This is a genomic window from Sphingobacterium sp. DR205 (assembly GCF_011064245.1).
GTDB classification, from domain to species: Bacteria; Bacteroidota; Bacteroidia; order Sphingobacteriales; family Sphingobacteriaceae; genus Sphingobacterium; species Sphingobacterium athyrii.
The window spans coordinates 5,132,557-5,146,765 of record NZ_CP049333.1 but is presented as its reverse complement, the minus strand read 5'-3'; the positions used below and the strand labels follow the sequence as shown (position 1 = coordinate 5,146,765).

The window sequence follows — 14,209 nt, the reverse complement described above, 5'->3', positions numbered from 1 at the left end:
GATTAAAATTTAAAGGCTATCCTGCTATTGAAGAAAATTCCGTTTTTAGGTGTCGTAATGATGTCTTCAATGAATGCACCTGTTTTAAAATACTGGATCCCTGACACAAGCGAAAGTTGTTTGTTGGCAGCCCAAGTAAAGTTGGCTAGATAGGCTGTGCCAATGTAGCGTTTTCGGGACATTGAGCCTGCAAGGTTAAATGATCCGCTGGGTCTATAAACGCCGTCCTGAAGTGAATGGCGCCAATTAAATACCAGGTCAACCTGTAACTTCAAGTTTGCAAGCAGATCCAATGTGGCATAGGGATGGATATCGATCAGGTTGACCGGGCCGACCTGCGGACTGAATCCGAAATATCCTCCCTTGGGATAAATGGGATTGAAAGTCTGTAGGTTGCCATCTCCAGCCTTCTTGTCGCCTGAGATATAGTCGTTGCGCAGATTGATCGAAGGTTTTAAATAGCTGTCTTCGAAGAGGTAGCCGATATCGACCGAGGCAGTCCATGCGGATATTTTGCCTTTGCCAAAGGATCCGAACTGATAGGCTCCCTCAAGATTGTAAATAAAACCACCGCCATATTTCCATATACGGGTGCCAATGCTGTGTCTGGTTTCTTTGGCGGCATCTTCTTCAAATATTGACTGATCACGGTATATCCCAATGTAATAAAGGTCGATGTTTGCTTGTCGAGGCATGATGATTTTGCCATAGGCACCCCAAAGGTTGATCTGTTTGGACGGTTTGTTGTCAAAAACTCCCGCTTTAATGGTATCGGCCATCATCGCAAAAGTTTCGAGCTTGACTTTGCCTGAATTATAGGCAATTTTTGCACCTGTAAAATATCGCCTTGCATTGGGGCCTTCACCAACGGAGATCAGACGGCCAGAACCGTAGTCAAGTTCCTGTCTGCCTATGCGCAGTAGGAGCGATCGACTATTTCGTTCGAGGATTGTCCAATCGATAAACAAATTCTGGACATTCAATTGGTCCTCGTCGATCTGTCGGGAGCCGTTTTTGCGTCCATATTGCAAGGCTGACCGCAATTGTGTGAATAACCGGAAGCGCTCACCAAAATGGAGGTCTGCATGGAGGTTATAGCGCTGCAGTAGAAAGTTGTTGTTTCCAAGTTGTAAGCGCCCCCAGTCTTCATTGTTAAAATCCACGTATTCTGCTCGCGCCTCCCCCCCAAGAGATAGCCAAATTTTGTCGTCAGAGGCAAGTGGCATATATTTGAACCGCTCATAACCCCGGCGTGCTGAATCAGCGAGGCTACGATAATCTTCCTCAAAACGCATCAATTTGAAGCTTTGGGCGAAGAGATTTGGTAACAGGCCAAATAACAACAACAGAAGGGTCGCTCGACGGAAATAAGGGGCTATGGGTTGTTGTGGATACACGGCGTTTGGATTATAATTGTAACTTGTTTGGATGATGTTAGGAATGTTTGACCATATTGTGGGCGTAATGGATACCTAAGCCATAGCCGCCACCATGTTTTTTCATCAAGTCTGTTACGGCAACATAAGTTTCCTGACGTGCCCAGTCTCTTTGCAATTCTAAGAGGTACTGAACCGAAGTAATCGGTTTGACACCCCTATGAATCATACGTTGCATGGCACGTTCATGCGCTTCATGGCTCACGTCGCCACAGGCGTCAGCAATAACGTAAACTTCATAATCTTCAGCCAAAGCGGAAAGTGCCGGACCGACAATACAGACACCTGTCCATAGTCCTGCAAGAACAAGTTTTTGTTTTCCGGTGCCTGTGATGGCTTGATACGCCGCTTCATCTTCCCATGTGTTCATGCTTGTCCTATCGATGTATCCGCTGCTAGCTTGCGGGTAATAGGTTTCAATTTCCGGAAAAACCGGCCCTGAAAAGCTCTCTTCGGCGACAGTAGTGACGATTGTTGGGACATTAAATATTTTGGAAGCGCCACAGATTACTGCGACATTGTTTCTCAATTCTTCCATGGTAATGCTTTTGGTGGCAAAGGCCATTTGTCCTTCGAAATCGATTAATACAAGCGCATGGTTGCTTGGTGATAATAGTTCTGCTGATGGTTTCATAAATTATGTGTTTTAAATGTTGTTTTATGTTTCTTGAGAAGTTCAATTTTTCTGCCTGTTGTTTTAGTTGTCTATTTTATAGTGTATTAGGTGTTTTGTCTTTGTTTTAAATTTGACGATATTTCGTTAAATGACCTTTTCTTTAGATATATCTAATTAAATGATTTGCTAATGTTTGACTGTTATCCGTTTTTTTACAGCGGGTACACTCAAAATTAAGCGACCGAAATTTGCTGTTCATTGAACTAGTTTAAGAAAAGGGGGAAGGAGAAATTAATAAAGCGAAGAATTGCGAATACCTAGGTTAGCTCAATATTAGGATATCGCTCTTCGCTGACTCATTATTGGGAAACGCTAACGATATATATTAAAAGCTATTGTGATATTTAAACTGTTTATAAGTTAATTTTTTATTAAGTAAAGTTGTGCTAAACCTGTTTAGTAAGGGGTTGTATGGTTATTAATTAAATATTTCTTAATATTAAGGTAAATTATAAACCAAGTGAAAGCATCAACTTTGGTGCTGAATTCTAAACCAGACTAAAAATGCAGAAAACATTACTAATCAGTATGGCATTGGGTCTCTCATACCCCACATGGGCGAATGTAGAGCGTAATTATGTCAAATTGAACGAGAAAACGCAAGCTATTGCTATTCAGTCTACCGTGAATGGTGTGGTAAAAGACAAAAGCGGCACAGCTATGGCCGGTGTCACCATTACCAATCTATCGAGTCAAAAAACGACATCTACTAATGCATCCGGAGCGTTTAGCATTGAGGCTGCGATCGGCCAAAAATTGAAGCTGACTCTTGTAGGGTATAGCGAACAGGTGGTGACTGTAAACGCAACCCAATTACAACTTGTGATCGAGTCGAAAGATACCGAGTTAGAGGAAGTTGTCGTAGTGGGCTACGGAACCCAGAAGAAAGCAAATTTGACAGGTGCTGTGGATCAGGTAGGGTCAGAAGTGTTTGAGGGACGTGTCCTTGGCAATGCGAGCCAAATGCTCCAGGGTGTTGTTCCTAACCTGAATATCATCCCTGCCGATGGTAAACCAAATCGTTCTCCCAGTTTTAATATTCGGGGGACAACCTCGATTGGGCAGGGAGGAAGCGCCCTGATTTTAATAGATGGTGTCGAGGGCGATCCCGGTTCGATCAATCCAAATGATATCGAAAGTGTGTCGGTACTCAAAGATGCATCATCAGCAGCAATTTATGGTTCAAGAGGTACTTTTGGTGTAGTATTGATCACAACAAAACGGGCCAAATCGGGAAAGACTTCGGTGAACTATTCTGGAAGTGGATCTTTCCAAAAACCGGTTACTATACCAAAGTTCGTAACAGATGGTTATGAATATGCTTCTCATTTCTTTGAGGCTTACAACGCCTGGAACAACTATACCTTAACACCTAGTAAACTGAATAAGACCCAGATTTTTACTAAAGAGTGGTTGGACGAATTTAAACGTCGCAAAGAACAGGGCATAACAGAAGACGTCACTGTCGATAAGGATGGTAACTATGTTTATTATGGTAATGAAGATTATTATGGTACCTTGATAAAGGACAATACTTTTGTGCAGGACCATAATCTTTCGATCAGCGGAAACACCGAAAAGTTAGATTATTATATCTCGGGGCGTGCTTATGATTACAAGGGTATGTACCGTTATAATACGGACAAATATCAAAATTACAATACACGGGCTAAGGCCGGACTGCAAGTGACAGATTGGTTGCGGATTGCTAATAATATTGATTTTAGTTATGCCAAATACTGGGATCCTTCTACTGCTGGTGAAGGCGGCAATATATGGCGGAATATCGCGGATGAAGGACACCCTTCGTCGCCAATTTTTAACCCAGATGGCTCACTAAGTTTCTCCGCTGCGTATACCGTAGGCGATTTTATCTATGGCAAAAATGGAACCAGAAGTGGCAATCAGGATTTGCGGAATACAACCTCGTTTGAATCTAAGTTTTTTAATAATACGTTTCGTGTAAAGGGAGATCTCACCTTTAGAAGCCGTGATCTTAATTCGCTTCGCGTTAGGGTGCCAGTACCTTACAGTACAAAGGAAGGGGAAATCGTCAAACTGACGACAAATATGAACGATAACCTCTATCAGGTCAACGAAAACTGGCGCTATTTGTTCGGAAATATCTACGGTGAGTATGAAAGGACGATAGGAGATCATTATTTCAAAGGTTTGTTGGGTTATAACTATGAGCAACGCGCTTATAATGCGAGTTATATCACCAAAAACGGCCTGCTCAATGATAACGTGGAGAATATCAATCTCGCAGTGGGGCAAAGTACCACCGCAACAGCCAAATACAATAAATATCGAAATGTAGGTGTGTTTATGCGGGGCAACTATATTTTTAAAGACCGTTATCTATTTGAATTTAATGGACGTTATGACGGTTCTTCAAAGTTTCCGATCAACCAGCAATGGGGATTTTTCCCTTCAGCTTCGGTAGGCTGGCGTGTATCGGAGGAGCCTTTCTTTCAGGTGGATAAGAAGGTCTTGTCAGACTTAAAGCTACGTGCTTCTTACGGCTCTTTGGGAAATGGTAATGTGGATCCGTATTCGTATTTGGATCTTTATAAGATCGATATCATGGATAGGCTACTGAATGGAGAAAAATCGACGTATACCTCCGTACCCAAAGTTATTCCCGATAATCTGACCTGGGAAACAGCGCGTACGGCAAATGTTGGACTTGATTTTTCATCGCTCAACGGAAAACTTACTTTCACCGGTGATATGTATCAGCGTAAAACATTGGATATGTATACATTGGGGATGGCATTGCCTGAAATATTTGGTGCTGAATCTCCTAAAGGGAACTATGCTGATATGACGACCAAAGGTTTTGAGGTCAGCCTGGCTTACCGCGATCAATTTGAACTCAGCGGAAGCCCCTTTAACTGGTCTGTCAAAGCCACTTTGGCGGATTATAAATCGAAAATAGATCGCTACGATAACAAGGAAGGGATCATTAAGGATGGATACTATTATGAAGGTCAGCAAATCGGAGATATTTGGGGCTATGTGACACAGGGATTGTTTCATAATCAGGCGGAGATCGATGGTGCGGCGAAACAAAAGTTGATCAAATCATCCAATAACGGAACGATTTATCCGGGAGACATACGTTTTGCAGATCTCAATGGAGACGGGGTTATAGATTATGGGAACAATACCGTTTATAGCCACGGTGACCGAACAATTATCGGGAATTCCGAACCCCGTTATATGTATAGCTTTAATATTAACCTAGACTGGAAAAATGTATATTTTTCTACTTTCTTTCAGGGAGTGGGCAAGCAAAATTGGTATCCGAATAATGAATCTCTATTTTGGGGACAATATAATAGACCTTATAACAACCTACCGGAATGGCACCTGAACAATTATTGGACAGAAGATAACCCGGATGCTTATTTCCCGCGCTACGCTGGTTACAATGAGTCACTAAAAGTTACACCACAGACCCGTTTCTTGCAGAATATCGGTTATCTACGGATGAAAAATATTCAGATCGGCTATAATTTTCCAAAATCTGTAACCTCTAAACTGAAAATCCAGAATCTACGTGCCGGTCTTTCTGGTGAAAATCTGCTGACATGGTCCCCTTTTTATAAACATACCAGAGACTTGGATGTCGGTAATGTGGGAAAATCAGATCCTACTGTAGAAGCAGGTACACGTGATGGATTTAACTATCCGATCATGAAAAGTGTGAGTTTTAACTTATCCATTGGTTTTTAATATTTAGTATAATGAGAAAGATATTTTATTTGCCGGTTTTAGCCTTGTTGTTCGCTTCCTGCGAATTGAAGGAATTGCCAAAATCGGAGGCAACTGAAGAGGATATTTTCGGAAGCGAAAAGGGACTGAAAAACTATAGCAATTCATTTTATCGGAATATTACGTCAGGTAGCGATGCCTACAAAGGGGATGCTATGGCCGATTATGCGGCTGTGAATCGGGTGAATGACTTTATAATCGAAGGTGCATATAGCAAAGAAGTGGAGGAATTAAAGGGACTCTGGACCTGGACAACACTGCGTAATATCAATCAGATGATCGCCAAATGTACAAGCCCCAATTTAAGCGATAAGGTTAAGAATAATTACATTGGTTTAGCTCGTTTTTTCAGGGCCTGGTTTTATTACGAGAAAGTGGTTCGTTTTGGTGATGTGCCTTGGGTGGACCACCCTTTAACAGTTGATGAAACGGATATTTTAAAAGCACCCCGCGATTCGAGAGAAGTGGTCATGAAACATATCATGGAAGATCTTGATTTTGCGTATGAGCATATAACGGACGCGCCGGGAGATGGAACTACAGTAAATAAATGGACTGCACTGGGACTGAAAACACGGATCGCATTATTTGAAGGTACTTTTCGTAAATACCATCAACTGAATCTGCCAACAAAGCCCGAAGCTTTTTTTCAATACGCTGTGGACGCAGGTAAGATCCTGATGGAAACTGGGCCTTATCGCCTTCATATTGCCGCTGATCCTAAAATTTCACAGCGTGAGCTTTTCATTAGCGAACAACCGATGAAAGACGAGGTGATGCTGGCTGTTGCATTTAGTAAAAATCAAGCTTTGATGAATGATGCAAATTGGTGGTGGACTTCGGCCACTTATGGTCCGCGGCTGAGCCTGGTACGCCCATTTATCAATACGATTTTGAATGCAGACGGATCGCCTTATACTGATCGTCCAAACTACGAAAAAGAAGAGTTTTATGAGGAATGTCAAAATCGGGACCTCCGTTTAGCGCAGCTGATCCGCACACCGGGCTATAAGCGCGCCGGTAAGGCTGCTCCGCCCAATTTCGCAAGTTATACCTATACTGGCTATCAACCCATCAAATATGCACTGGATGATCCCTACTATGACAATGGTGGATTCAATACAAATGCGCTGCCCTTGATGCGGTATGCAGAGGTGTTGCTGAATTATGCGGAAGCGAAGCAGGAACTCGGAACATTCAACGATGTGGATTGGTCAAAGACCGTTGGTGCACTACGTGCTCGTGCCGGAATTTCCGACGGAACCAATGTGCTGCCGACCAAAGTGGATACCTATTTGAAAAACACATTCTTTCCGGGTATCTCTAATCCTGTTATGCTGGAAATCCGCCGCGAAAGACAGGTGGAGTTAGCATTGGAAGGATTCCGTTTTAATGATCTGAAACGATGGAAAACTGGTGAACTGATGGCTAAATTACAGTGGACAGGTATCTATATTCCTGCTTTGGAAAAACCGATGGACCTTGATCGCGACGGTACTCCTGATGTACTGTTTTATGATGCAAGCAGACCGGAGCCCACCGTGGAAGGGGTGACCAAGGTGAAACTGGGTGGTGCTAAAAACTCCCAGACAATGACTGCAGATAATCATTTGCAATGGGGTATAACAATGAATAGAATGTGGTACGATGATGGTAAACAGTACCTGTACCCGATCCCTTCTTCGGCGCTTGTGCTGAATAATCAATTGGGACAAAATCAAGGCTGGGAAAAATAACGGCTTAGTTCCCACAGTATACAAAAAGCACCATCTCTACATTTGAAAGGGCACTGAAAAAGCTTCTTAAAGGAATTTTTTCAGTGCCCTTATGGTTACCAACTGCCCTTTTTGTATATATTGGATCCATTATCTTCTTTCACCTTAAATATTTTAGTGGATAAAAATTGAATTAACCATTAAGTTTTTATTAGGCTTTCATTAGGTTTCCGTTAAGCATAGTGCCCAGCTGTGTATAGTATCTTTACGAATACTAAAAACCTTATACCTATTCAAGTAACTAATAAACTTTTTATGTTATGAATCATTTTTTTATTCAACCAAAGACTCAATATATGCTTCGTTGGAAAGCAAATTGTCATTGGTCAATTTTGCTATTGACTTCGGTAGCATGTTATTCGCCAGCCAGATCGGCTGAAATGAAAATTACCAAACCAATATTAAATCACCTCAATCTACAGGATTCGTTGATTTTAGTGACGGGGCAAGTAACAGGAGTACAACAAGGATTAAAGGGTATTTCCGGAGCTACAGTAGCTGTGAAAGAAAGTAAAGAACAAAGCCAAACGGATAGCAAAGGGATGTTCAGTATTCGTGTGCCGAAAAATGGCTCACTTGTATTTTCCTATGTGGGCCATCAAACACAGGTTGTTCCGGTACACGGTCGAAAAATGTTAAATGTAACTTTGCAGCCTTCGCAAACCAGTCTAAATGAGGTGGTCGTGGTTGGCTACGGCACACAGAAGAAAGCGAGTTTGACGAGTTCTGTTAGTACGGTTTCGAGTGAGGACCTTGAAAATCGTGCTGTTCCTTCAGTGATCAATATTCTTCAAGGCCAAGCTGGTGGTTTAAATATCCAGCAGACCGATGGCAATCCCGGCTATGGTTCAACTTCAGTGGATATTCGTGGCAATAGCACTTTGTCGAATAATCCGGTTCTTTATATTGTTGATGGTATTGCTGTGAACAATATTAATTACCTCAACCCAAATGATATCGCGTCTGTCAGTATTTTGAAAGATGCTTCGGCGACGGCTATTTATGGCGCCCGGGCTTCGGGCGGGGTACTTTTGGTAACAACTAAGAAGGGCAAAAAAAATAGTAAACCAAATGTACAATATAGCGCGATGTTGGGGGCACAACGTCCGGTGAAACTTCCTAAATTTGTAGATGCGCCGCAATTTGTAGACCTGTACAATCAGGCCCAGTTGAACGATAATCCAAATGCTCAGGTTAAATTCGATCCCGAATTAGCTGAAAAGTACAAATCTGGAGCCTTGCCGAGTACAAACTGGATCCCTTATATACTTGACAATCGTGCAATGCAAAACCAGCATAATTTAAGCGTGTCCGGTGGAAGCGAAAATGTAGATTATTTCGTTTCGGGAGGCTACCTAAACCAGGGCGGATTAATTAAAAATGTGGAGTACAAAAGATATAATACGCGGGGTAATGTAAATGTTCAGGTATCGAAAAGGTTGAAACTTGGTGTTAATACAGTGCTGACCAAGGAAGATAAGCAACAGCCTGCTTATGGCATAGGCAATGCACTACAATGGTCCTATATTGTTCCTGTAACCGAATATCCGTATACAAAAGGAGGAAATGACAGAAGTTACCGTGGGGGTGCTCAGCCGAATGATATCATGACAAAGGGCGGGGTCAGTAATGAAAATCTTAACACCATAAATACGAATTTTCTTGCTGAATTTAAAATTCTGGATAATTTGGTACTGAACGGGACATATAGTTATAACTATACCAATAGTTTTACTTCGGCATTTTTTAGCAGATATCCGCTTTATAATGATAATGAACAGATCGTAGTGTATGTGAATGATCCCAATAGTGCGAGTAAAGTAAATTATGCGCAAAGCCATCCCACTGGAATAATTACATTAAACTATAATAAGACCTTGGCTGACCACGCGATAAAAGTTTTACTGGGATATTCTCAGGAATCCGATCGCTATGATTACAACGCTATTACACGTTATGATTTCTTAAACAATTCCTTGGATCAGATTGATGCAGGATCATCTGATCCAACCTTGACCAATGTGTCCGGAAACGCAACATCTTACGCTGTTAGATCTTGGTTTGGCCGGGTAAATTATGATTATAGAGGGCGTTACTTATTGGAGGCAAATGCCAGATATGACGGCACCTCGGTTTTTCAGAATAAAAAATATGGCTTTTTCCCATCGGTTTCTGCTGGCTGGATTATTTCAGAGGAGAACTTTTTAAAACCTATCACGAATGTTTTAAATTTCGTTAAACTCAGGGCATCTTATGGCCAGGTCGGCAATCAAAATGCAAGCGGATTATACCCTTGGGCGAATACCATTGGACAGGATCGATATATTCTGAATAAAAATAGCACTACGACCACCTATTATAATAATTCGCCGAATCCAGATTTGACCTGGGAGGTCAAAACTACTGCAAATGTTGGGTTGGATTTCACATTTCTAAATCATATTGATGTGAACGTGGACTTATTCAGAGAACGAACATCAGGAATTTTACGATCGCCCGTTGTGCCAAGTACTTATGGGATTGGAGCACCTCAGCAAAATGTCGGAAAGCTACAGAATCAGGGTTTTGAGGTAAATATTGCCTACAAGAACCATGTCAATGATTTTCATTATCATGCTTCCGTTAATTTCTCTGATAATCGTAACAAAATCCTTGATTTAGGGGGAACCGGCCCCAGTTACGGCGATAACCCGCTTATCGTGGGACAATCGAGATGGATCTGGTATGGTCTGAAAGCAGAGGGGCTTTTTCAATCAGTAGACGAGATAGCGAATCATGCAACCCAGACCCCAAGAAATATCCCCGGAGATATCAAATTCAGGGATGTCAATGGGGATGGCAAGATTACGCCTGATGATCGCGTGATTTTGGGACAGGCAACTCCTCGGTATCGTTATGGAATTAATTTGGGTGGATCCTACCGTGGATTTGATATCGGAATTTTATTGCAGGGGGTTATGAGCAACCTTGCCCGTGTCAGCGGTGGAGCTCAAGTGCCTTTTTTTTATAATGGTGATGGAAATATGCTGGAATCACAGTTAGATTATTGGTCACCGACTAATCCGGACGCACGTTATCCCATATTGCGTACAGATCAGTCCATTAATAACAGTCAGTTTTCGAGTTGGTGGTTGTTTAATGCTTCTTATCTGCGTGTTAAAAATATTCAATTGGGCTATACGATGAATAGCAAAATTGTAAACAAGCTCGGTCTTTCCTCTTTGCGATTTTTTGCATCGGCGGACAATCTATTCGTTTTTACAAACAAAGATTTTCCAAAAAGTTTGGATCCTGAGATCTCGAATTATGGTGATGGATCCAATTATCCACAGGTTAGAAATCTGAGTCTGGGTCTAAATCTATCGTTTTAAAAGAAGGGAAAGTTGATTTTTAGAAATATAAAATAATGAGCAATCAAATGATAAAGTTAACACAATTATTAGGTGCCATGGCGCTCTGTATCATGACAGGAGCTTGTAACAAAAATATGTTGGATCATGTTCCGCTGAATCAGATCACAGATGAAACGTACTGGCAGTCTTCGGAGGATGCAGTGATGTTTGCAACTCGAATGTATACCTTTATGCCCCAGGATAATTTTGTATATTATGAGGGAATGAGCGATAACGGTATTAGCAATGATCCGACAACAAAACGCTTTGGCAATAGCACCCAAGATCCGACCATCAGTGGAAAAGAATGGAATTATGCTCCCATGCGACAAGCATTCAGTTTTTTTGAGCACGTAGACCAGGTTCCGGGCATGGAGGTCAATCTGAAAAAAAGATTGATTGCAGAAGTCAAATTTGTCTTAGCATACCGCTATTTTATGATGACTACACTCTATGGGGATATTCCTTTTGTTAATAGTCTGATTAAAGATCCAAATGAAGCAGATCTACCTAAAACTGCTAAATCGGAAATTATAAAAAATGTTATTCAATGGCTAGACGAAGCCGCGGCAGATTTACCTCAGTCTTATACAGGTGCAGACTTGGGGAGGGCGACCAAAGGTGCGGCGATGGCCCTTAAAGTTAGGGTATGTCTTTATAATGAACAGTTTAGTCAAGCGGCAGCTACTGCCAGAGAACTAATAGCGATGAAGACTTATAGTCTTTATCCGAATTATTATAATTTTTTTCAAAAGGACGGTGATTATTCGGCAGAGGATATTTGGTCCTTTGGGTATACTTTGTCCGTTAAGCAGAACAGCCTGAGAGATATTCTGGGATCTCAGGCCTTGATGAACGGTCGTAATATTCTTGGGCCTACGGCCGAATTGGTAGACGATTACGAAAGTAAAAATGGATATTATCCTTTCACGAAGGATCCTGGTTATAAGTCAACAGACCCTTTTGGCAATAGGGATCCCAGGCTAAGGGGGACGATATTGTGTCCGGGGGACATTTTCCCTTATCCTTTTTTTTCCAATATAAATCAGTATGACCCATTTAATAATGCTGGTGACAGAATCGGTGGTGACCTTGGCTCACGGACAGGTTTTTCATGGGCCAAAAATGTAGACAGATATGATTATGTAAGATCCGGAACAAACAATTGGAAAGCTTTTCGTTATGCTGAGGTTTTATTGAATTATGCTGAAGCACAAAATGAGTTATCAGGACCTTCAAATGAGGTTCTCGCTTCCTTAAACCAAATTCGGACGAGAGCAAATATGCCATCTGTCGAGCAGACTTTTGCATTGAATGGCTGGGCAATGAATCAATCTGGTTTACGTACTTTTATCAGACATGAACGAAGGATAGAATTAGCAGGGGAGGGACTTCGGTATTTTGATATACTGCGCTGGAAAATCGGAGAACAGGTTCTGCAAGGGCCTATATATACAGTTCATGCTCCGGATGGCATTGCCTCTATAAGTACAGAAAATGGCCATAAAAATAAATATTTGAAAACTGTAGTTGACACACGGTATTTTAATAATCCAAAATTTTACGTCTGGCCGATACCTCAATCTGCAATTGATGCTTCTAAAGGGGTATTGGTTCAGAACCCGCTATGGAAATAAAGGTAATGGTAAAAGGTGAAAACGAAAATTCCCGAGACGCTTTGCGATCGGGAATTTTTGCTGTTTTATATAGCGGGGAATCGTCTATTTCTACCTTCTTTCTTGGTAAACACCGATCTCATTTACCACCGCATTATCCTTCTCGGGATGGATATTGAAGCGTAATTTTTCTCCAAGGACTTCGTCAAAACGAAAGATCTTAATTCGGCCTTGTTGCACCGGTGTGGCTGAAATGGAATGCCATTTGCCACCTTTGAGGTAAGATAAACTATAGTGCGATGGGTTGTCTTTACCTTCCGTGATAACCACGCTATTGAAAGCTTTGCTACGCTCAAAATCCAATTCATACCATACTTCTTTTTTAGCCTGTGGATTGGATACCCAGGCGCTACCAAAATTATCATCATTGGCAAAATCCATAATATTCATATCCTCACCCCAGCTGCTGTAAGAAGCGACTTGTTTGGCAATATTGTGATCGACAATTGGAGCCTGATAGCTTGGTAAGGTGCTGTAATTAGGTTTGTTTTTGTACAATGTACCGATGGTTTTTAAGGCTTCAAGTGCGTTTTGATCCATTAAACCATCACTATTGGGAGCTACATTGAGCATAAAGTTGCAATAGGCATTGTTGTAGGGGATAACGAATTTTTCCACAAGTTCTTTCACATCCTTTACTGGAGCGGTTGGAAATGATGTTTTCCAGAACCAATTTTGCTGTAGGGGCAAACAGGCCATGGCGGGCAGCTTATTATGTTCTTTGGAGATAAATTGTCCCGCACCCTGCTCATAGGATTTGATGTCGGTATAAAATAATGCATCACCCGGATATTTAGCCGAATTGAGATCCATCAATAGGCATTTGGGCTGTAATGATTTGACTAAATAATAAATATCATCGAAAGGAACATCATCGTACGAAATGCGCGACCAAGGGGCATCCCAACCATCGATAACCAAAGCATCGATCTCGCCATATTGTGTCAATAATTCTGTGAGCTGATCCTTAATCAACTGGATATGGGCTTTGGTGATCGTCTTTGGGCGTATTCCCTGATGCATGTCCAGAATGGAATAATAAAGCATCACGCGCAGGCCATTTTTACGGAAGGCATCGGTAAACTCCTTCACCACATCGCGGTGTAAAGGGGTGTTCATAACGTTATAATCCGTGGTTTTGGTTGCCCAGATCGGGAAACCGCTATGATGTTTGGTGGTGAGACAGCCATAGGTCATATTGGCCGATTTAGCTGCCTTGGCCCATTGATCTGCATTGAGTTTCGGTGATTTGAACAGTTCCAAAGGAGCATTGGGATCAGACCAGTCCTGTTCCATAAAGGTAGGCATGCCATAGTGAATAAACATTCCAAATCCTAAGTTAACAAAATCGAGCTGGCTCTGCTCAAGAACTTTTTTCGAAAAACTGGACTGTGCGAATAGTGTATTACCCAACAAAAGGTAAAATAGGCTGTAAAGTAGTGTTTGTGAAATTTTGGACATAATTTGCTAATTT

7 protein-coding genes are annotated in these 14,209 nt (G+C 41.7%); 4 read left to right on the top strand and 3 right to left on the bottom strand.

Going from position 1 to position 14,209, the window contains the following annotated elements; all coding sequences use genetic code 11:
* Nucleotides 1-2: 2 nt before the first annotated feature.
* Together G6053_RS22105 and G6053_RS22100 are read right to left on the bottom strand one after the other, a co-directional pair.
* Nucleotides 3-1,397, bottom strand: a complete 1,395-nt coding sequence (locus G6053_RS22105; protein WP_241254807.1) for an alginate export family protein — start codon at nt 1,395-1,397, stop codon at nt 3-5.
* A 37-nt stretch (nt 1,398-1,434) separates the two neighbouring features.
* Complete coding sequence (locus G6053_RS22100) at nt 1,435-2,070, bottom strand: hydrolase (RefSeq protein ID WP_108635647.1); 636 nt, start codon at nt 2,068-2,070, stop codon at nt 1,435-1,437.
* 546 nt (nt 2,071-2,616) lie between these two features.
* Between G6053_RS22100 and G6053_RS22095 the strand changes: the two genes are divergently transcribed.
* The 4 genes from G6053_RS22095 (at nt 2,617) to G6053_RS22080 (ending at nt 12,696) form a co-directional block, all read left to right on the top strand.
* Complete coding sequence (locus G6053_RS22095) at nt 2,617-5,853, top strand: TonB-dependent receptor (protein WP_165308506.1); 3,237 nt, start codon at nt 2,617-2,619, stop codon at nt 5,851-5,853.
* An 11-nt stretch (nt 5,854-5,864) separates the two neighbouring features.
* Entirely contained in the window at nt 5,865-7,628 is a 1,764-nt protein-coding gene (locus G6053_RS22090; protein WP_165308505.1) for a RagB/SusD family nutrient uptake outer membrane protein, read from the top strand.
* A 299-nt stretch (nt 7,629-7,927) separates the two neighbouring features.
* Nucleotides 7,928-11,038, top strand: a complete 3,111-nt coding sequence (locus tag G6053_RS22085) for a TonB-dependent receptor (protein ID WP_165308504.1) — start codon at nt 7,928-7,930, stop codon at nt 11,036-11,038.
* A gap of 47 nt (nt 11,039-11,085) precedes the next feature.
* Nucleotides 11,086-12,696, top strand: a complete 1,611-nt coding sequence (locus G6053_RS22080; RefSeq protein WP_165308503.1) for a RagB/SusD family nutrient uptake outer membrane protein — start codon at nt 11,086-11,088, stop codon at nt 12,694-12,696.
* A 90-nt stretch (nt 12,697-12,786) separates the two neighbouring features.
* On the opposite strand, the gene G6053_RS22075 is transcribed toward G6053_RS22080, so the two are convergent.
* Nucleotides 12,787-14,196 carry an alpha-L-fucosidase gene (locus G6053_RS22075; RefSeq protein WP_165308502.1) on the bottom strand — a complete coding sequence of 470 codons (1,410 nt, stop codon included), beginning with the start codon at nt 14,194-14,196 and terminating at the stop codon, nt 12,787-12,789.
* Nucleotides 14,197-14,209: the final 13 nt, after the last annotated feature.